Origin of the sequence: Haloprofundus marisrubri (assembly GCF_001469955.1) — an archaeon.
In the GTDB taxonomy this organism is placed as follows: domain Archaea; phylum Halobacteriota; class Halobacteria; order Halobacteriales; family Haloferacaceae; genus Haloprofundus; species Haloprofundus marisrubri.
This window is the reverse complement of sequence record NZ_LOPU01000040.1, coordinates 49,196-70,011: the sequence shown is the minus strand read 5'-3', so window position 1 is coordinate 70,011 and position 20,816 is coordinate 49,196. Positions and strand designations below refer to the sequence as shown.

The window sequence follows — 20,816 nt, the reverse complement described above, 5'->3', positions numbered from 1 at the left end:
CCTCTATGAGTGGTGCGTCCTGCTCACGAAGTAGTGTATGCAGGAGCAACTCTCAGCGCTGTTGGAGACTCTACTGACGCTGGATACCCGGATCGCCTACGACATCGTGGCTGTTCGAACGCCGCTCGCAACGAAAATTCTCACCTCGGTGACCGGGCTCGGCTCCGCGACCGCGGCCCTCGTCTTATTGGGACTGTTCTACGTCGCGGGCTGGTCGCAAGAGTTTCGACAGACGAGTGTGGCACTTGCGATTTGCGGTGTCGTCGTCGCAGGACTGATGTTCACCGTCCAGCGGTCGTTTCCGCCACAACCGATCTGTATGACGACAGGTGAGGCAGTGGCAACGTCGTTCCCGTCCGGCCACGCGGCGTCGGCGACGGTGTTCGCCCTGACGGCCCGCCGGTCGGAAGTACTGCCGACGGCCATCGTCACCGTCCTCGCCGCGGCTATCGTGTTCTCACGCGTGTATCTGGGAACCCACTACACGACTGATACGATTGCTGGGGTCGTAATCGGGGCACTCGCGTTTTTATTGGCTGGTCGTGTGCTCGAAGAGTTTGCCCAGTAAACGGCAGTTGAAAGTGCTCAGCACTCCAACTCGTGTGATGTGAGTCTGGAAAACACGGTTGAGAGCGGAGGCCTCGTGTTGGTAACGGACTCGATATCTGGATTGCGAAAGTTTGAGGCGAAAACCTCTGTGTTCTCGTCGGCTTCAGACTCCGTCTCGTGTCTCTGCCCGCTATCCCGGTCATCCTTGGACAGATAATCGCGTGGTACGTGGCGAGGCTTCTGCGTCTTCAGGCGCGAGGAGAGGTTGGTTTCTCCGACTGCGTATCAGACGTCGAAGTCTCGAAGTCTCCCCATCGATGCCGAGCATAACTGGTCCACTGTTCTGCACTCCGAGCAACGGTCTCAGAGAGGTTTGACTCCGTGGTGTTTCGATAAAACACGATATCGGGTTCTGAGTACACCGAACGAGTGGATTCTTCGGTCACTGTCACTCGGTATTTCTCGTCGAGAACGTGGTTGACGTGTATCCGACCGACATGGCTGGCATGCACCCGTGAACAAGACCACATCGACGTTCGATTCTCTGGCGCGTTAACAGGCGTCCAGTCATCCGGAAGGTCAAGTCCATCAAACATAGTCATTCGTGCGGAACTATTTCCCAAAAATTCTCTGGTTGTGTACTCTGACCGTCGGATCTCTAGTCACCACCACGTCAGTTGGCAGCGTTTTCTAACAAATACGCGAGTTCATCTGCGGCGTCTGCTGCAGTTTCCGCAAAGTGACCTGCATATCGATACCCAGCATACGCACGGGGCGGGTTACCTGAGGACCCACCCTGGAGTTCGTTGTGTGCTTCACGGAGAACATCGAACACAGGAGAGAGCACGTGCGCCATCAACGGCTTCGAGCGATGATTCAGTGCGTCCTGCACCCTTTGTCGTGCGTTCTGACGCGATTTCTCGATATGTTCTGCAGAGACAGTCGTCTCCGGTGGCTTCGATTCAACTTCGTCGACGATAGCTGCGAACGCAGAGACAGCCGTACGCCGCGTTGTAGCGAACAATACCGCTTCCGCGTAGTTTTCCTCTTTGATTCTGTCGAGCAACTCGCTGTTGGAGTACTGCTGGGCAACTTTGCGAGCAAACCTGAACTCATGGCGTGTCACTGAATCACCGATTTCGTCGTCGAACCCAGCGACTCCCTGTTCGAGTGGCTGTTCGACACTGTATGCTTCGTCGCGAGCACGTCGACGAAGCCACGTCGCTGCGGCCATGAGTGCTGGTCGATAGCTACGGACGTTTTGATTCCCGACTTGACGCTGGTACCGTTCCAAGTCACCGAGCGAAATCGCCGCTTGCTCTATCTTCCCTAGAATGTACCCAACCTCGTCTGTGGCTGCTTGCGGGTCTTCTGGGAACGGCGGCCACGGTTCAAGCGAGTGTTGGATATCGCGAATCAACGACTCGAAATCACTGTGAACGAGAATCGCACGAATCGGGGTCGGAGCACGATACTCCCACCCGGTCCGAAACGTCGCCAGACGGTCTCGCTGAGAATCACGGCGACGCACAACCTCCTCTCGGGTAATGTCGTCAGTGGCCGCTCGATACGACCCCCACAGCGTTGCGGCCTCCTTGCGGTGACGGTGTGCAACCCGCAACCGAGTTCGTGCACGTTCGCGCGACGTTTCGACCTCACTATTCGCCGATTGCTCATCACCCTCCGACAAGTCGGCTGTGACTTCCTCAAAATCTGTTTTGAGACGCTCGCGTTCGGTTTCGATACGACTCCCAATCAGTTCGTTTGGGATGGTAGTCGAAGAGGGTACCCTTTCGAGCAACATCACTGCTCGCTCACGATGATGCCGTATCATCGAATCCGGAATCACAAACGGATGTCTGTACGGTTGTCTGAGGGGGGCTGTCTCTGTGAGCCGACGAAGCGCGTCGTCGTCGTAGCTCCCATCAAACTCACTCGTAACTGAACAGCCACTCAATGTGGCAAGCAGCCCAGTAGCGCCAGCGAGTACTGTTCGTCGAGAGTGCCCGGTCATCAGTTAGTCCCTCCGTTGGGAGCGGGTCCGAACCGACTGCGGCACTCGGATGAAACGACCGTCTCTAGTTCTGAAAGCGTCGAGCCATCGAATGGAAACTTGAATGCAAGCAGTGTCGAGCGGTCCGTTTCCTGTTGGCACTCTTCGTCTGCTGGTCGCGGTTCTGTGCAGAGGTGGACACGGAGTGCAGCAGGTCGTCTGAGGATCTGGTATGCGTCGAAACGTTGGCAACTGCTGTGATGTGCTTGGAACAGTGCCAGTGAAGAATTGGTGAGGTCGGTAGTAGCCACGAACGAGGTGACTGGCGTGTTATCCTCGGTGGGAAACGAGAGTGCCGACCGGTCGTCATCCGTTACGATGAGGAGGCGTTCGTCGTTTTGAACGCTTTCTTTCGACGTGCGGACGAGTTGCTGTCTGCCGTCGACAACGTGCCGTGCTGTCTCGTACTCGGTCACTAAATTTCCGTACTCCCGTGAGTTGTTCGACGAAGAACTACTCCCAGCGCAGCCTGCTATGCAGACAGTTAGCCCGCTAGCTATCACTGAGAGTGCGTTTCGACGCGTGGAGGGCATTGGTTGATAGAAATACACGCCGACAAAATGTGTTCTGGATTTCGATACAGTTCTTCGCTGTCGGTCGTCCGTCGCTGGTGTTAATCAACGACATCGATATCGGGATGTGCCAGGATACTCTCCGCAAAAGTCAGAGTCAGTTCGACCAGTACCAGTTACTTCGACTCTTCGAGTGCGTCGACGAGCAAGCGAATGTCGGAGACAGCCGCCTCGACCAATCGTGCGCCCTTCTGTTGTGTCGCAACGGTTGGGTCACCGATATTGCCTGTCGAGGTCAACTCCTCCATGTCGTCTGCACTCAGTGCCCACCCAACCTTGTTTTCGCCGAGTGCGTCGTAGTCGGTCAGCGGCAACGACTCATCGGGCGGTGCAACGTCTTTCGCGCGGTCCATATCCACAAAATCCGGGAACAGTTCGAGCATAATGCTCGTCTCGAACTCGGAGGCGTGAAACGACACGTCTCCAGTGCGGATTTCTGCGGCGACATCGGCGAACAGTTCGACCAGAGACACGTGAAACGCTTCGATACCGAGTTCGTTCCGCAGTCGTCGAACGACGATTTCGAGTTCTGGGTCCTGTGCGAGGTAGTGACCATTGAGAAGCAGGATGTGTTCGATGCCCCACTCGGTCGCCGACTTACAGATGTCGAAGACGTATCGCTGGAACGTCTCCGTCGAGACGGTGAACGTGCCCGGCTTGAACGTGTGGTGGGGACTCACGCCGTACCAAAGCGGCGGTGCAAGCAAGGCCGGAGTAGTTGCAGCGACGCGCTCACCAATCGCTTCAGGCATGTATACGTCCACACCCAGTGGCAGATGGTGGCCGTGCTGTTCGGTGCTTCCCACCGGAAGCAACAACGTCGTGGTCTCGGTCAGTGCGTCTTCGAGTTCTTGCCACGTCATCTCCGCGACGCGATACCCCGTCGTTTCGGTCATATCCACTCGTTGTACCCCACGGGTCATATAGTACCAACTACGCGCCTGTGCCGTCACAAGGGCCGCTCACAGCGAAATCTGCTCGCCGTCTTCGGGAACGTGGACGTGCTCCGTTTTCGAGCGTAGTTCGTCACGGGTGAGAAGGCAGTGATTGATTGCTTCCATGTGAACGACACCGACAATGCCGTCAGCGGCGTCGTGGACGGCGACGATGTCCTCGACTCCCATCGTAATCGGTTCGCCGTAGTTGAACTGTGCTTCGCCGCCGTTGAGTATGACCATATCCGGCTCAAACCTCTCAAGCGTTCGTTCGACCGCATCGTACCAGACCGTATCACCAGCGAGGTACAGCGTTTTCTCGCCCTCGAAGACGAAGCCAGAGACGGGCCCCATCTCTTCTGCGAGCTCCCCATGTCCGTGGCGACCAGGCGTTCGGTGGAGCGTAACCCCCCCGAACGATATCTCGTCGTCGACCGGTCGCACGTCGGTGAACCCGTCGTCTACGAAGGCGTCCGCTTCGATAGGCTGACAGAACAGCGGGACGTCGGCGTCGAGTTCCTCTGTTGCAGCCTCGTCGAAGTGGTCTGGGTGACGGTGCGTGACGACCACGGCGTCGTAGGCCAGTTCGATGTCTGGCAATGGGACAAGCGGATTCGCACGGTCGTTCGGCGTATTCTGTATCGGCGGCATCTCGCCGGGTGCTGCAAACAGGGGGTCGACGAGGAACGTCGTGTCGCTAACGGTCACGAGGACGGTCGCATTCCGGACGAGACGAACACTGAGGTCAGAACTACTCGACATTCGAGAGAACCTTCGGCAAGCAGCTAGTTGTGACTTTCCTCGAAGTGTTCTCACGGTACAGCAGCGAACCCGTCGAATCGATGTCAATTCGGGTACCAAGCCGCGAACGCGTGAAGGGGACTGTTTTTAGCTCTACTGAAATGCCTAGGGCTTGGCAGGGATTGCGTGCTGAATACAGAGGATGAGTTCATCATCTCGAACCCAGACTTCCAGAACGCATATGTTTGCGACTTCTGACTGGGTAAGTAATGTCCACGCTTCAGTCTGCCCTCCTTGATTGGAATCTAAGTCGGATCATAAGAGTCGTTATGAGTGGCACTGCGGTCTTTCTTGCATTCCGAGTTACTGATGAGTTTCTGGTGGGGTTTGGTGCGGCAGTTGTCTTCGCGATGGTACTCGATATTCCATGGTGGTTGTACAATCGTCATACCACTCAATCTACGGATGAGTGACGGACTTGCGTCCTGGACTGAACACGGCTTAAAACAACTATCAGTGAGTGAGTATCCACCAAAGCCAGTGATCTGGATGAGCAAGCCCAGGTTCACTCGTGTCCCGACACCGGAACCGGTTCGTACGGCTCTTCGAGATACTCGATATCGGACTCCAACAGGGAGATGTCGAGCGCTTCCACAGCGTCTTCGAGATGTTCGATACTCGACGTTCCGACGACGGGCGTCGTCACCCACTCCTTGTGGAACTGCCACGCCAACGCGATTTGTGCCATCTTCACGTCCTTTTCCTCGGCGAGTTCTTGCACACGCTGGTTTATTTCGGGACCGCCACCCTTCGTGTAGCCACGCCCGAGCGAAGACTCGTGTTCACCGCGCGTCGTCGCGTCAAACTCATCATAGGAACGTGTGAGAAAACCCGCCGCCAGCGGACTCCACGGCTTGACCTCCTCCCGCGCCTAAAGTCGCGGGAATCCCACCATGGGATTTCAGGCCGAGCGCGGCCTTCAGGTTTCAAGACGCATACGTTCCAAGCGTCTCTTGCTGGGTGTCAGCATCGGCTTGGCTGTCTTGTGGGACGGTCAAACGTCCCCCTTCCTCAGCCGAGTCATCGCCACTCGTGTATTCTCTTGAATGGCTCTCTCCGCTGAGGTAGCGGTCTGCAATATTGAGCGCGGCATTAACGTCTGCTTGGTACTCCGAAACCCAACACGCCGAGTTGGAACACTTGAACGTCGCCTGTTTCGGACGGTAGCCCTGTTCTCCACAACAGTGGCACGTCTTCGAGGTGTACGCAGGATTCACCGTCTCCACACGAATCCCCTTCTCAGCCGCCTTGTAGCGAATCTGGGCGTGCATCTTGGCGAATCCCCATCCGTGGAGGCGGCGGTTCATGAACGCGCCGTAGTCCATGTTCTCACGGATGTGCGTCAAGTCTTCCAGAACCAGTACGGGGTTCTCGAATTGGTCGGCGTAGGCGACGACCTCCGACGTGACCGTGTGGAGGATGTGGTCGATGTGTCGCCACAACTCGTCACCGTAGGACTCTGTAATACGTTCGCTTCCGCGTTTCTGAAGGCGTCGAGTCGCCGTGAAATACGTCTCACGGAGTTGTCGAACCGTTTTGCCTTCGTCATTCCAGAGGTTGGGAGCAGTCGGGGAGCCGCGCTCGTCACGGTGACACACCGTTAACAAAGAGGCTTCCCCGATGTCTACCCCAATCGGCGTTTCCGCCGAACTGGTTTCTCGTTCCTCCACGTCTCGCGTAGCGACGATGTGGAAGTACCACTCGCCGTCACGGTTGAACAGCCGACACTCGCCCATCTTCGCGTCGCCCACGTGCAACGCTTCCAACCACTCCCGATGTTCGGGATTCGATTGTGCGGGCAACCAGAGGTGGTAGTCGTCGTGGTGCGGGATTTTGACGTACCACTCGATGGCGTTCTGGGGCTTGTGGTCGAGCTTCGGGCCTTCGTTCGTGAATCGAACGGGATGGTCGTCGTGAAGCTCTTTCGCGTCGTAGCTTCCGCCACACAGTTGCGGGACGTACTTCTTGAGCGCGTTCTTCGCGTACCCACTCAAGTCGTAGTTGACCACCACGTCGTTGGCCGCCGACTGTGAGGTACAGTTGGCGTTGAACGCGGCTTCGAGCGCGTCTTGGTACGCCTGTTTCGTTTCACAGAGTTTCCGATGCTTGTGGGCGTTCGGTTCCACAAGCTTCAGTTCCAGCGTCTCGGTGAGTTCGGTCACTGTTTGTCCTCCTCGTGACGTTCCGAGAAACACAGTGTGCTTCTCGTGTGCCAAACAGAACTCATGAGTTCTGTTGACGCTGGATGTACTTCTCGACAGTCTCGCTTGAAATGTACCCTGCGGTTCCTGTGTAGTAGCCGCGTGCCCACTTGATTTTCTCGCCATCGTGGTCGGCGTAGCGGTGGTTGTATTTCCGCGAACTGATGCCTTTGAACCAGTTGGCGAGAAGCGACGGAGCGTGTTTCGGCGGGCTACTGACGAACAGGTGAACGTGGTCGGGTTGGACGGTAAGGTCGATAATCTCCAACCCTTTCTCGTCGGCTATTTCGTGGAGGATGTCTCGCACACGGGTTGCAACGTCACCGACGAGTACCGATTGGCGGTACTTCGGTATCCACACTATGTGGTAGTTGAGGTTGTACGTTGCGTGCCGTGTGGTCTTCATCCGTACTACATACTATGCCTCTGTGGTGTGTTAAAGCTATCTTACACGGTGGGAAATCCAGCCGTGCCATCGTCGGTGGAAATGTACACTATTGTCCGCTTGACCCGCGCCTAAAGACGCGGGTATGCGCTCGCACTATGTATCATATACTGTCGAAATTGATTTGGTAAGACAGACGTAACATCAGTGTATGTCTGAAGCAACTACCGGATCGAACGGCGATGACGAGATTGTCACGGTGAATTTCAAAGTCACACAGTCGTTTCTCGACGAAATAGACAGCACATGGCAGGGGCGCGGATTCAACAGCCGGAGCGAATTCATCCGCTACACTCTCCGAGACGCAACCGAATTCCCGACGTTCGACCGCGATGAACTCATCGCTCTTCTCCAAGCAGAGGAGGACATCCGTGAGGGACGGACGATGAGTGCCGACGAGGCTCGCAAGCAGTTCGGAACGGACAGCGATGAGTAAGGGCGACTGGACGTGGGAGTTCACATCGACAGCACAGGACGACATTTCTGCTCTTTCTCCATTTGAACAAGAACGGATACTGAACAAACTCGACGAGATTGTCGACTCACCGTGGCGGGATCCACCCGACTATGGCGAACCGCTCCAGAACAGTCCGCACAAGAAGGTGCGTATCGGTGAGTTCCGTTTAGCTGTGACCTTCCGCCCAACCCGAACAGCGGATAGTTGTCGCTCGAATCAAGCGCCGTGGTGGAGCGTACACTGCTGATGATGATTGAGGCTCTTTGCTGCACAGGTCTCTGACCGACCCGCGTGAAATCATTTGTAATCTGGCCCAACAAACTTCATCATCTGAGGCCTGACCCCGAGGTTGACCGCGTGATTGCAAAAGTCGAGCAATCGAGAGAGGAATCGTTTGACCTCTGCTACATCCATCGATGAGTCTGCTTGGAGTGTGTCGGTGTCCAGTTGTTGAGTTGCTTCGTTGCAGAAGGTGTAGCCACTCAACGTCAACCATACTTATGGTAGTATCCTCGGGCCACGACAGAGCGACAGAATTGTCTACGTGAAACACATCCTCAGCAGAGATTCCCAGTTCTGGCGCGGGTTGAATCAAAATATGGAGGAACTTTTCGATGGAGATTCCGCTTTCTTCGAGTTGCTTGGCTACTTCGATAAGCGTTGTCTCAAGGTAGCTAATTTCGACATTTGGGTCTGGAGCATCTGGGTCTCTGTGCGCCCGCCGCATTGCAATATACTCCTGCTCACCGCGTTCGTCTAATCGCCACGACCGACTCAATCGAGGGAAGGAGAGGTAACGTGGTCCAGAAGGAACATAGGTGCATTCGCGCCTCATTGCGAACATTCTGATTCGACCGAGGTATTATGTTAGTGACTGATCAGACTGGATTGAGTTGGTGAGTAATGGGCAATGCGGTAGCAGCGCATTTGCTGCAGATTTAGTGACGGTAAACGGCTACCAACATAATCTGATCACCACCATCTCGCAGAGGCTGAAATCGGTGCAAAACATTGTGTAGTTGATAAGACAACATCCCAGAGATTCAATAGTGGGTCAGAGTCAAAGATGAACTTCGCATACTCAAGCAGTCGATTGGTGGCAGTTCTGGGTCTCACATCGATGGTGATCCTCGCTGGGTGTAGCATGGCTCCGCTCATGGGTGGAGACCAGCAGGGGCCTGTTACAGTTGGGTTGATAAACGACGGGAATTCGACCTATTCATTTGAGGTGTGGGTAGCAGAGGGACCACTCGATGGAATCCAAGTGCAGAAAGGAAACGGGGAAACAGTGACTGTTCCTGCTGGTCCGGGTTTGACGAAATTCAACTACAGCGGGAAAACACCTCGAACTACGTCTGTACAACTACCAGAATCTGCCCGAGACATCAAACAAATCTCGATTAGTCCTGGTGAGGTAGATGAGTTCACTATCGAAGATCCGCCTTCTGACCCAGTGGTTGTGGTCACGGTGAGGAACGATACGCGAGTTATTGCGCTGGTCACAGCCGCGTGTAGCGGGGATTTCAATTACCTTGAAGTGACCACTCTGGATGGAAGGGCTACAGCGGGATACAACTGTTAGTAGTTCTAGCGATCTTCTGAGCCGTTTTCTTCTGGCCATCTGAAATACTAATACGCTGTAAGGTCAATCACCAAGTACAATGTCTTTGACGTTACCTCGTCGCTCACAAGCGATAACCCGATTGTTAGCAATCTTGGGCCTCGCTTCGATGGTGGCGCTTGCTGGCTGTAGCATGACTCCACTCGTAGGCGGTGATCAACAAGGGCCTGTTACAGTTGGACTGATCAACTCTGCAAACGAGACACAGACGTTCGAGGTGTGGGTCGTAGACGATTCTGTTGAGAAAATCGGTGTCAAGGATAGTAGTGGAGAGGTAGGCAATCTGTCAATGACTCCTGGTTTAAGATCGTTTCATCCAGAAGGGTATGACCATCCGCCGATAGCGGTGGTTCTACCTGAATCTGCACGTCATGTTACAACAGCAAATCTCACAGAAGGATCAACCCGTGAGTTGACTGTCGAAGATCCACCCAACAACCCCACAGTCATCATTTCAGTGAAGAGCGACGGTCGGATCGTCGAAATCGTAACAGCGACGTGTGATCGAAATCTCCGATACGTGGAAGTGACGGGGCAAGATGACCACGCTTCAGGGGCATATAACTGCTAAGTTGGGTATCAACCACGAACGCCCCTTAGAGCGCCTCAACTCGCCAGGATCTGCTCTGGAAGCTTGGATTTCGACGTCCTCGAATCTCTTATCTGAGCTGGTCAGAATTTAACTCGTCGAGAACATCAGCAATTCGGTCGTCACTGGGCGAGATGCCTATCTCGTGGGAGAACTCAAGCGATTTCTATCCCTTTGCCGTCGAATGCCTCGATGGCTTTGTTTAGCTCTCTTGAAGAATTCTTCAGCACTGAGTACGGCATTCGTATGACTCGTTTTTCGACTGAGTTGTTCTGCCGATAGCTCACGACAAGCACTGGAATCAACTGGTCCTCTCTCACCTCGACCGATTCTACAGTGTCGAGAGATATCGAGTCAGCATCTAACGTCCCCGACCCGTACGACAACCGATACCGAAGCACCACTAGCACGGATACAATCACTACAAAAGACACCAACACTGGGAGGCCGTTCTCCCACGTCAATACAATGAAGAAACCAAACAAAGGGACGTACACAGCGAGCACGAAGAAATAGAGCTTACTGAGGTGATACGCTGTCTTTATCGGACCAATCAGACTCTCTTTGACCTCTATGGAACCACTGGTGACAGTACATTTTCCCGCTAGCGTACGAAACTCAGTCACTATCCTTTATTTGAATTTCTAGATAATGACATTTTCTGTTCCAGTCAGTTAGAACGTGTTCTGATATCCATCTCATTCATATCTGCGAGAAGGAAGATGGAGTGACACCGTCGGAGTGTCTACCGCCGGATATCCCTGGACTCGACATGGCCGGATGGAATTTCCCCCAACGAAGTCACTAACCACAGACACAACTCGTCGGACTAAGCAATGGAAGCGGAGTAGCAGCGACCATTGGGGGTGCAAGCCAATGACCGCCACCTCCTATTCGCTGGGCTGTACGTGGGGTGGTTCAGTCGTCCATGTGTCAACCGGGACGCCTCGGACTGTAACCAGTATGATAGTGGGTAGCAGAGGACATAACTTCGCTACCCAACTGTTGAGGTCGGGGCTATCAGTCGCTCGATTTCGAGTATATCCCGGTCAGTCAACTAATCGACGTTTCTCGGGTCCACGAGCAACGACTGTCACCTGCGTATCCAGCAGGAAGGTAAAGGCCACCAGTCGTCGCTCTCACAGATACGCAGCGAACGCCGTTGCGAGTTTCTCCTCGGCACGCCTGAGGTGGTGTTCTGCGGTTCGCCGACCAACACCGACGACGTCCGCGATTTCCTCGGTCGTCGTGCCGCGCGGAATCTCGTAGTATCCTCGTTCGTACGCGACGAGAAACACTTCTCGCTGCCGTTTCGAGAGGTTCGGCAGAAACGCACTCGCCGAGAGTACAGGCGTCTCTGATTTCACCGACGACAGTTCCTGTTTCGATTCGACTGTCACGTTGTGGTCCGCCGAGATGTCGGCGTACAGTGTCGCCAGATTCGCCGGGTTCAACGCGAGTACGCGGACGACTTTTTCGCCGCGTTCGTATCGAAGCGGCGGGAGCAGCAGACAGCCACTGGCAGCGATGTGGCGTTCGATGTAATCGTCTCGGTACTCCTTGAGACACGCGTCGGTGACGACGGTTCGGTCGTCGCCGTTGTCGATTCGCTCGCGGACGCCGACGGTCGATTCGACGTGGTCGACGACTTCTGACTGTCGGTCGCCTTCGATGTGGAGCAAATCACAGTGGTCGTTGCACCACAGTTCGATTCGGGTATCGTTTCCCGCTGTTGCACCCGCGTACGGACTGTCGCTCCGGATTCGGAACACCGCCTTGTGCATCATCTCACTCTCGCCGTCGATATTTAAAGCCCTTTCCGCACGGATAGCCTAAACTATGGGTCTACTCGTCTGTGGTATACGTACACATGGCCAAACAACATTCCGGGAACGAATCGACCGACGACATCGGCGCTCCGTCGTCGCAGTGGCTCGACTATCAGGGAGCGCCGACGGGAACGGATATCGAGTGCGAAGGGTGGCGACAGGAGGCCGCGCTCCGCATGCTCAACAACAACCTCGACCCGGACGTCGGCGAGAGACCCGAAGACCTCGTCGTGTACGGCGGGACCGGACGGGCGGCCCGTAGTTGGGACGCCTACGACAGCATCCTCGCGGAACTTCGGACGCTCGCCAACGACGACACGTTGCTCGTCCAGTCAGGGAAACCAGTCGGTCGATTCACGACCCACGAACGAGCACCACGGGTACTGATTGCGAACTCGAACCTCGTCGGCGCGTGGGACAACTGGGAGCACTTCCACGAACTGGAGTCGAAGGGACTCATCATGTACGGGCAGATGACCGCCGGGTCGTGGGCGTATATTGGGACGCAGGGAATCATCCAAGGAACCTTCGAGACGTTGGCCGAGGCGGCCCGACAGCATTTCCCCGACCACGAGGGACTTCGGGGGACTATTACGGTCACTGCAGGTCTGGGCGGAATGGGCGGCGCGCAACCGTTGGCAGTGACGATGAACCACGGGGTCTGTATCGCAGCCGAAGTCGACGAGAACCGCATCGACCGACGGCTCGAAACCGACTACTGCATGGAGAAGACCGACGACATAGACGAGGCTATCGAACTAGCCGAGAGCGCCGCCGAAGAGGGCGAACCGCTCTCTATCGGCCTCCACATGAACGCGGCGGACATGTTCGACGGCCTGCTCAAACGCGAGTTCGTCCCGGACCTCGTCACCGACCAGACGAGCGCCCACGACGAACTGGAGGGCTACTACCCGTCGGGATACACGGTCGAAGAGGCCGACGCACTCCGCGACGAGGACCCCGAGCGATACGTCGAGGCGAGTCTCGATACGATGCAACGACACGTCGAAGGCATCCTCGCGATGCAAGATGAGGGGGCGATAGCGTTCGAGTACGGCAACAACATCCGCGGACAGGTTCAGACCCACCGGGGAATGGCGAACGCGTTCGACTTCCCGGGATTCGTTCCGGCGTACATCCGACCGTTGTTCTGCCGCGGGAAGGGGCCGTTCCGGTGGGTCGCACTCTCGGGAGAGGAGGCGGACATCCACCGGACCGACCGAGCGGTGAAGGAACTCTTTCCAAAAAAGGAGATGCTGCACCGCTGGATAGACCTTGCACAGGAACAAGTGGCATTTCAGGGACTGCCGAGTCGTGTCTGTTGGCTCGGCTACGAGACCGGCGAGGACGGCCTCACCGAACGAGCACGGTTTGCGCTCCGAATCAACGAACTCGTCGCCGATGGTGAGATTGCAGCGCCGGTCGTCGTCACGCGCGACCACTTGGACGCCGGCAGCGTCGCCAGTCCGAACCGCGAGACAGAAGCGATGCGCGACGGTTCAGATGCGGTTGCGGACTGGCCGATTCTCAACGCCTTGCTCAACTGCGCGGCGGGAGCCGACATCGTGAGCGTCCACGACGGGGGCGGCGTCGGCATCGGGAACTCGCTTCACACCAACAACCACGTCGTTCTCGACGGCTCCGACCTCGCCGCCGAAAAGGCAGAGCGCGTGTTCACGACCGACCCCGGGATGGGCATCGTTCGACACGTTGACGCCGGATACGAAGAGGCGGTAGCGGAAGCAACTGCATCAGGAGTCCACATCCCGATGCGGGAGACCGAATGAGCAGTCTCACTGCGCCGGTCGCGTGGGAAGGGACGTCGTCGGACCCCGCCGACCAACAGTTCGGCGATATCGTCGAGTGCGCGGACCTCGAAAGCGCGGACGGGTACGACGTGGCCCTCGTGGGCGAACCGTACGACGGTGCTGTCATCTCGCGGCCCGGTGCCGCGGAAGGACCGGCGGCTATCAGAGACGCGCTGGCGGCGGTGAAGACCCACCACTACGACGCGGGACCCGTCGGAAGTGGTCGTAGCATTGCCGACCTCGGCGACGTAGACATTTCCGAAGAGGCACAATCGGTCGCGGAAGCCCAAGACCTGATTAGAGAAACCACCGAATCCATCCACGCACTCGACGCACTTCCCGTGTTCCTCGGCGGCGACAACTCACTCACCGTCCCGAACGTCGCACCGTTGCTCGAACATGGGAGCGTCGGCGTTCTCAACGTCGATGCACATCTCGACGTCCGGGAAGTCCGAGACGACCCGACGAGCGGAACACCCTACCGGCAGTTGTACGAGATGGGACTCGGCGCCTACGCCTGTGTCGGTGCTCGACATTTCGAGACAAGTACGGTGTACCACGATTACGTCCGTGAGAACAATGGGACGGTGGTGACGGCCGAAGAGGTCGCAGACGACCTCGTCGCGCCCGTCGACCGGGCGCTTTCGTCACTCGATTCCGTTGACCACCTCTACTGCAGCGTCGACATCGACGTCCTCGACGCGACGTACTGCGGGTGTAGCGCTCCGACACCCGGTGGCCTCCTTCCACGAGAACTGTTCCGACTCGTTCGCCTCGTCGCTGCCGATGAGCGACTCGCGGGCTTCGAGGTCGTCGAATGTGCCCCGCCGCTGGATGCCGAGGGACGGACCGTCGACGCCGCCGCTCGGACAGTTGCACACTTCCTCGCGGGGTGGTCTGCGTGACTGACTTCGTCGTCTACAACGCATCGCAGGTCGCCACACCGACCGACGAGAGCGAGTTGGAGACGGTACGAGACGGCGCAGTCGCTGTCGACGACGGCGTCGTCGTCGCGGTCGGGTCGACAGACGAGGTCGTCCGTGACTATCCTCCGGCGAACGCGACAGCGGCTATCGACGCCGCCGGAAAGACCGTGCTGCCGGGCTTCGTCGACCCCCACACCCACGCGCTGTTCGCGGGTGACCGCGCCGACGAGTTCACCGCGAAACTGCGAGGTGCAACGTACCAAGAGATTCTCGCAGAGGGTGGCGGTATCTTGCGAACTGTTCGAGCGGTGCGCGAGGCGACTCGGGAGCAACTCGTCGAGAACCTCCTCGAACAACTCGACGTCATGCTTGCCCACGGAACGACGACGGTCGAGGTAAAATCCGGCTACGGACTCGACGTCGAAACCGAGGTGAAGATGCTCGAAGCCATCGCCGAGGCGGACGACCACCACCCGATAGACGTCGTCTCGACGTTCATGGGCGCACACGCAGTGCCGAAAGACACCGACGCCGACAGCTACGTCGACCACGTCGTCGAGGAACAACTGCCCGCCGTTGCCGAACGCGGCCTCGCCGAGTTCTGCGACGTATTCTGTGAGGCGGGCGTCTTCTCGGTCGAGCAGTCCCGGCGTGTTCTCGAAGCAGGGCAGGAACACGGCTTGAAGCCGAAGATTCACGCCGACGAGTTCGAACGACTCGGCGGCGCGGGGTTAGCGGTCGAACTCGGTGCTATGAGTGCCGACCATCTCCTGCAGTCGACAGCGGAGGATATCGAGTCACTACGGGACTCGGATGTGACGCCCGTTTTGCTGCCGGGAACTGCGTTCGCGCTTGCGACGGAGTACGCCGATGCGAGCGCGTTCGAGAACGCAGATATCCCGGTCGCAATTGCGACCGACTTTAACCCGAACTGCTTCTCACAGAGTATGGAGTTCGCAATCGAACTCGCCTGCAACGGGATGCGGATGTCACCCGCTTCGGCCATCCGCGCCGCGACGAAGACGGCGGCCGCGGCACTCGACCGGACCGACGGGACCGGAACCCTTCAGGAAGGTGCACCCGGTGACTTGGTCGTCGTAGACGTCCCCGACTACGAACATCTCCCGTACAACTTCGGCGTCACAAACGTCGAGACGGTAATCAAATGCGGGGAGGTGGTCCACCGTGACTGACGACGCTGACGCCGATGCCGATGCCGCTGCCGACAGCGTCGTCGTTGACGGCGAATCCCTCACGCCGGAGGACATCGAACACGTCGCACGGAGGGGCGCGCCAGTCCACGTCCCCGAAAGCGCCCGCGAACGCGTCCGCGAGTCACGCGAACGCATCGTCGACATCGTCGAATCCGGACAGGCTGTATACGGCGTCAACACGGGATTCGGCGAACTCGTTCAGGAGCGTATCGCCAGAGACGATATCGAGACGCTCCAACAGAACCTCGTCCGGAGCCACGCCGCCGGAACCGGTCGGGAACTCGATGACGAGGAGGTCCGCGCGATGCTCGTCACGCGACTCAACGCGTTGGTGAAAGGGTACAGCGGCGTCCGCGAGCGAATCGTCGACGTTCTCGCGGGGATGCTGAACGAGGGTGTTCATCCTGTGGTAAAAGCGAAGGGAAGTCTCGGAGCGAGCGGTGACCTCGCGCCACTAGCACATCTCGCGCTGGTTCTCACAGGCGAGGGTGAAGCAACCGTTGATGGGGAACGACTCTCGGGCGACGAGGCACTGAGACGCAAGAACCTCGAACCGGTGACGCTCCGCGCGAAGGAGGGGCTGGGGCTAATCAACGGAACGCAACTGACCGTCGGACTGGCCTCGCTTGTCGTCTGTGACGCCGAACGGGCGATACGCGCGGCTGACATCGCCGGCGCGATGACCACCGAGGCAACGATGGGGACGACAGCGAGTTCGCACGCCAGTATCCAGCGTGTTCGGCCGCACCCGGGGCAGTCAGAGAGTGCGGAGAACGTCCGACGACTCACGCGGAACTCCGAAATCGTCGAATCACACAGAAACTGCGACCGAGTACAGGACGCGTACTCGATTCGGTGTCTCCCACAGGTCCACGGGGCTGTCCGCGACTCCATCCGACACCTCCGAGAGGCCGTCGAGACGGAACTCAACAGCGCGACGGACAACCCGCTCGTGTTCGCCGCCGAGGAAGCCGACGAACGAGCCAGCGGCACCGAGACGGCCGCCGTTCTCTCCGGCGGCAACTTCCACGGCCAACCGTTGGCGCTCAGACTCGACTACGCGACGAGCGGGCTCTCGGAACTCGCGTCGATTTCGGAGCGTCGCATCGACCGGATGCTCAATCCCAACATTCAGGAAGAGTATCTCCCGCCGTTTCTGACCGAGGGAAGCGGACTTCGGTCGGGATACATGATTGCGCAGTACACGGCTGCCGACCTCGTGAGTACGAACCGGTCACATGGGCGGCCGTCTACGGACAGTATCCCAGTCAGCGGCAATCAGGAGGACCACGTCAGCATGAGCGCACAGAGCGCGTACATCGCCCGTGAGGTTGTCGAATCGACGCTGTGTGTCGTCGGCATCGAACTGGCCTGTGGTGCACAAGCGCTCGACTTTATCGAGGGACAAACGCCTGGAATCGGAACACAAGCCGCCTACGGGACGGTTCGAGCGCATCTCGAACATCTCGACGACGACAGGCCGATTCATCGGGATATGGAAGTGATGACCGAGATACTTCGCTCCGACGCTCTGTTCGAAAACGTCGAGAGAGCGCTCGACACGACGCTCGCGTGAGTTGCGTCTTGGGTGACGCGGTCTGCGGTGCTTCCGTGTTTGATACCCTGCTCGTTCACTCGCGGTAGAGCCGCCAACGGTCGACAAACAGTTCCATCCCATCGTCCGTCTCTTCGAACCGAATCGGCGTTCGACTGCCGTCGGGTGTGACAGTGTAAAAGTCGAAGTCGTCGGGGTCGGTGTTCTCCGGTAGCGCGAGCAACTTCTGGGTCGCCCGGCCGCTGCCGTACGAGACGGTCAATCCGCCCGAGACGCGTTCGACAGTGGCGGTCGTAATCTCTCGGTACGACGCGTACTCGCCGGTTACTGCATCTAGTTTGGCGTCGAGTCCGAACTGCGGGACTGCGTCTTTCGGGTCCTCACCCTGCGTGAGTCCCAACACTGCGGGCCCGACGTTCATCGGGTGCGTCTCCGGAGACGTCGAACAGAGCAGTACGACCCCGACGTTCGCCTCTTTGAGAAAGCCCATGTACGCCGTACAGACGCCGATGGACCCACCGTGGCCGACCAATCGGTCGCCGACGAGGTCGGAAATCATCCAGCCGCAGCCGTACTGCTGTGTCGGTCCGTCCAGATACTCCAGTCTCGTCGACGCCGGTTCGTGGAGTTCCGCGAGGCGTTCCGACGAGAGGAGATGGTTGCCCTTGAACTCGCCGCCGTTCATGTTCATCCGGAGGTAGTTCGACATCTCGGTGACCGAACTGAGCAGTCCGCCGGGTGCGTAGATGGTCTCGTCGAACGGAAATCGGCCACTCTGCAAGCCGTCGCCGCCGCGGAAGTACGGTGTCATTCGGTCGGACTGGCTCTCGAACCCGTCGGCGTCGAACGTCGAGCGAGTCATTCCCAGTGGTTCGAGAATCTGCTCGTGGACGTACTCCTCGTAGGATTTGCCGGTGATGCTCTCGACGATTTCGCCGAGCACGGTGTATCCGGAGTTGTAATAGAAGAAGTGTTCCTCGTCGTCGACGAGGCGGTCGTTGAGTGCGCCGTTCAGATGTCTCGAAAAGTCGTTGTCGCTCGTGATAGGCGAGGCGACTTCACCGGCACCCATCAGTCGTGCGATGAGGACCGCTGCACTCCCGTCGCTCGGTAGTCCGGACGTGTGGGTCAGCAACTGGTGGATGAGAACCGGGTTCCCCGGCGCGTCGGCATAGCGGTCGACGTATTCGGTGACGGGGTCTGTGAGCTCCAGTTCGCCGTCTTCGACGAGTTGCTGGATGGCTAATGCGGTAAAGGACTTCGTGATAGAGCCGATTCCGTAGAGCGTGTCGCTCGTCGATGGGATGTTTTCAGAGACGTCACGCGCGCCGAAGCCGTCGGCGTAGACGAGTTCGTCGCCGTCGACGAGTGCGAGACTCGCACCGGGAATACCGTTGTCGTCCATCCAATCGATTACGAACGACTCGATTGCGCTGCGTGTCGAAGCGTCGAGTGTTGGCATGTTTTCGTAAGCGCGAGTTCGGGGGTTAAGCCTGCGTCCTATCATGTGAGGGGGTCGTCTTTTGCTACCACCTCTCTCAGCTACGTTCATGGATTACCCAGTGTTCGACTACTATCCACGGGGAACGCCGCTTTTGCGCTCTGACCGCATCGACGACGCGATGGACGAGGCGCTCTCGGGTGGCGCATCCGCGGGGGCCGCACTCGACGCGATGGAAGACGCACAGGTCGACCAACTCCGCGACGACGACGCGTTCGCCCAAGAGATGCGGGAGGCGTACGCCACCGCGGGAGTGAACCTCGTGAGTCCGACGATGGGCAGTCTCAACCCTGCACTGACCTACGCGGAAGGTGTACGACGCGACCTCGCGCGATGGCAAGCCCGTATCGACGCCCTCGACTGGATGCAGAAAGTGACCAGTCCCGAGGCAGCACGCGCTGTCGTCGACGACGGACACGTCGGAATCGTTCTCAACGTCCAAAACGGCGGTGCGGCGACCGCTGGCGACGTCTCGGAGGTCGACGTCCTTCACAACGCAGGCGTCCAAATCGTCCAGCTAACGTACAACAGCCGAAACCTCGTCGGAACGGGCTGTACCGAACGAACGGACTCCGGCCTCTCGTACCACGGCGTCGACGTGGTCGAGCGACTGCAGGAACGCGGGATGGTCGTCGACCTCTCTCACTGCGGCACCCAGACGACGCTCGACGCGATTGCGATAGCCGAGAAACCGGTCGCGGTCACACACGCGTTCAGCCAGTCGTTGGCCGCCCACGACCGAGGCAAGAGCGACGAAGAACTCGACGCACTCGCCGACGTCGACGGCTACTACGGCGTCGTCGCCGTCCCGTTTTTCCTCGACCCGGGTAACCCCGACGCGGAGTTCGACCTGTTCTTCGACAACATCGAGTACGCCGTCGACAGAATCGGCATCGACAGGGTCGGCATCGGCACCGACTGGGGTTCGTGGACACCCGAAATCCCCGAACCGCTGCGTAGCGGCCTCGAAGAGTCGTTCTCGGGAATGGGCTTTCGCGCGGAACACGGCGTCGAAGTCGGTGTCGGGTACGGGCCGATGTCCTCGTACGAGGACTGGCAGGTCATCCCGGAAGGGTTGGAGGAACGCGGCTTCTCCCCGGAAGAACAACGGAAACTCCTCGGCGAAAACGTGCTGAAGTTCTGGGAACGCGCTCGGTAAGCGGTCGTACCGGAACTACTACTATTTACACATTCGGGAAATATAGATATTCAAACATTTTCACATGTCGTCGAAATCGTGATGATACAGTGCATATGAGAAATATGCTGTAAGAACTGCAAACACCACAAAGAATAGCGATAAAATCCTGTTGGAGGTGAAATAGGCGGCGTTAACTATGCCACTTGCTGCAAGCAAAGCACATCCTATCCACCCTCCGGATTCCCATCCGAACATGAATGGAAAAAGAGAAACTACAATCAGCAATGTCCCCGTATTTTCGCTGATATCGTATCCCGAGTAAAGAAGTATACTCACCGATATCAGGCCAGTGAGGATCGTTGCTGGTACGATGAATTGGCGTATAGCTTCTTCATCAACCTGTTGTGGTGTCAGTGCAAGTGAGACAACTGCGATAATGGAGGCTATAATCGCGATAGCTGTTGGGGGTCCGGTTAGTATGTACCCAAATAGTATCAGCGCATAGGTGAGCGCCCCTAAACGGATTTGTTCTCGAACTGTATCTAACCTTAGTTTCGTCATGTATGAGTCATTAATCGAGATAGATGATAATTCTGTATATCAAAATTATCCATTTGAC

18 protein-coding genes and 2 pseudogenes are annotated in these 20,816 nt (G+C 57.6%); 10 read left to right on the top strand and 10 right to left on the bottom strand.

The window, feature by feature from the left end; translation table 11 throughout:
* Positions 1-37: 37 nt before the first annotated feature.
* Positions 38-568, top strand: coding sequence for a phosphatase PAP2 family protein (locus AUR64_RS19010; protein WP_058583552.1), 531 nt, complete (start codon positions 38-40; stop codon positions 566-568).
* Positions 569-1,222: 654 nt separating this feature from the next.
* Here the strand turns inward: AUR64_RS19010 and AUR64_RS20690 are convergent.
* From AUR64_RS20690 to tnpA, 6 genes and pseudogenes are all read right to left on the bottom strand, one after another.
* A complete protein-coding gene (locus AUR64_RS20690) occupies positions 1,223-1,783 on the bottom strand; it encodes a hypothetical protein (protein ID WP_155120672.1) in 561 nt (186 codons plus the stop codon).
* Positions 1,784-3,290: 1,507 nt separating this feature from the next.
* Positions 3,291-4,070 carry a creatininase family protein gene (locus AUR64_RS18995; RefSeq protein ID WP_058583549.1) on the bottom strand — a complete coding sequence of 260 codons (780 nt, stop codon included), beginning with the start codon at positions 4,068-4,070 and terminating at the stop codon, positions 3,291-3,293.
* Between the two features lie 66 nt (positions 4,071-4,136).
* Positions 4,137-4,871 carry an MBL fold metallo-hydrolase gene (locus AUR64_RS18990; RefSeq protein ID WP_058583548.1) on the bottom strand — a complete coding sequence of 245 codons (735 nt, stop codon included), beginning with the start codon at positions 4,869-4,871 and terminating at the stop codon, positions 4,137-4,139.
* A 544-nt stretch (positions 4,872-5,415) separates the two neighbouring features.
* Positions 5,416-5,769, bottom strand: a pseudogene (locus tag AUR64_RS18985) (aldo/keto reductase); the annotation flags it as partial.
* A gap of 67 nt (positions 5,770-5,836) precedes the next feature.
* On the bottom strand, positions 5,837-7,072 hold the full coding sequence (locus AUR64_RS18980; protein ID WP_058583547.1) for an RNA-guided endonuclease InsQ/TnpB family protein: 1,236 nt from the start codon (positions 7,070-7,072) through the stop codon (positions 5,837-5,839).
* A gap of 61 nt (positions 7,073-7,133) precedes the next feature.
* Complete coding sequence (gene tnpA, locus AUR64_RS18975; RefSeq protein WP_058583546.1) at positions 7,134-7,517, bottom strand: IS200/IS605 family transposase; 384 nt, start codon at positions 7,515-7,517, stop codon at positions 7,134-7,136.
* Between the two features lie 190 nt (positions 7,518-7,707).
* On the opposite strand from tnpA, the gene AUR64_RS18970 reads away from it, so the two are divergent.
* The 4 genes and pseudogenes from AUR64_RS18970 to AUR64_RS20680 all read left to right on the top strand — a co-directional run bounded on the left by AUR64_RS18970 (position 7,708) and on the right by AUR64_RS20680 (position 10,205).
* Positions 7,708-7,992 (top strand): ribbon-helix-helix domain-containing protein, encoded by a 285-nt coding sequence (locus AUR64_RS18970; protein ID WP_058583545.1) that lies wholly within the window; start codon positions 7,708-7,710, stop codon positions 7,990-7,992.
* Positions 7,985-8,270 (top strand): annotated as a pseudogene (locus tag AUR64_RS21320) (type II toxin-antitoxin system RelE family toxin). The gene AUR64_RS18970 and the pseudogene AUR64_RS21320 overlap by 8 nt, the downstream one beginning before the upstream one ends.
* 839 nt (positions 8,271-9,109) lie before the next feature.
* Entirely contained in the window at positions 9,110-9,595 is a 486-nt protein-coding gene (locus AUR64_RS20685) for a hypothetical protein (RefSeq protein WP_155120671.1), read from the top strand.
* 172 nt (positions 9,596-9,767) lie between these two features.
* The gene (locus AUR64_RS20680; protein WP_155120670.1) at positions 9,768-10,205 is read left to right on the top strand and encodes a hypothetical protein; all 438 of its coding nucleotides are present in this window, start codon (positions 9,768-9,770) and stop codon (positions 10,203-10,205) included.
* Between the two features lie 173 nt (positions 10,206-10,378).
* On the opposite strand, the gene AUR64_RS18965 is transcribed toward AUR64_RS20680, so the two are convergent.
* Entirely contained in the window at positions 10,379-10,849 is a 471-nt protein-coding gene (locus AUR64_RS18965) for a hypothetical protein (protein ID WP_058583544.1), read from the bottom strand.
* Positions 10,850-11,362: 513 nt separating this feature from the next.
* Positions 11,363-12,007, bottom strand: coding sequence for a helix-turn-helix domain-containing protein (locus tag AUR64_RS18960; protein WP_058583543.1), 645 nt, complete (start codon positions 12,005-12,007; stop codon positions 11,363-11,365).
* 86 nt (positions 12,008-12,093) lie between these two features.
* On the opposite strand from AUR64_RS18960, the gene hutU reads away from it, so the two are divergent.
* From hutU to hutH, 4 genes are read left to right on the top strand one after another with little or no spacing between them, the layout of a single operon-like run.
* Positions 12,094-13,839 (top strand): urocanate hydratase, encoded by a 1,746-nt coding sequence (hutU, locus tag AUR64_RS18955; protein ID WP_058583542.1) that lies wholly within the window; start codon positions 12,094-12,096, stop codon positions 13,837-13,839.
* The gene (gene hutG, locus AUR64_RS18950) at positions 13,836-14,765 is read left to right on the top strand and encodes a formimidoylglutamase (RefSeq protein WP_058583541.1); all 930 of its coding nucleotides are present in this window, start codon (positions 13,836-13,838) and stop codon (positions 14,763-14,765) included. The genes hutU and hutG overlap by 4 nt, the downstream gene beginning before the upstream one ends.
* The gene (gene hutI, locus AUR64_RS18945; RefSeq protein ID WP_058583540.1) at positions 14,762-15,979 is read left to right on the top strand and encodes an imidazolonepropionase; all 1,218 of its coding nucleotides are present in this window, start codon (positions 14,762-14,764) and stop codon (positions 15,977-15,979) included. Before hutG ends, hutI begins: the two co-directional genes overlap by 4 nt.
* Positions 15,972-17,576, top strand: a complete 1,605-nt coding sequence (hutH, locus tag AUR64_RS18940; RefSeq protein WP_058583539.1) for a histidine ammonia-lyase — start codon at positions 15,972-15,974, stop codon at positions 17,574-17,576. Before hutI ends, hutH begins: the two co-directional genes overlap by 8 nt.
* Before the next feature lie 55 nt (positions 17,577-17,631).
* On the opposite strand, the gene AUR64_RS18935 is transcribed toward hutH, so the two are convergent.
* Positions 17,632-19,017, bottom strand: coding sequence for a serine hydrolase (locus AUR64_RS18935; RefSeq protein WP_058583538.1), 1,386 nt, complete (start codon positions 19,015-19,017; stop codon positions 17,632-17,634).
* 88 nt (positions 19,018-19,105) lie between these two features.
* Between AUR64_RS18935 and AUR64_RS18930 the strand changes: the two genes are divergently transcribed.
* Entirely contained in the window at positions 19,106-20,215 is a 1,110-nt protein-coding gene (locus AUR64_RS18930) for a dipeptidase (protein WP_058583537.1), read from the top strand.
* 60 nt (positions 20,216-20,275) lie between these two features.
* Here AUR64_RS18930 and AUR64_RS20675 read toward each other — a convergent pair whose 3' ends face one another.
* Positions 20,276-20,758, bottom strand: coding sequence for a hypothetical protein (locus AUR64_RS20675; protein ID WP_155120669.1), 483 nt, complete (start codon positions 20,756-20,758; stop codon positions 20,276-20,278).
* Between the last annotated feature and the right edge of the window lie 58 nt (positions 20,759-20,816).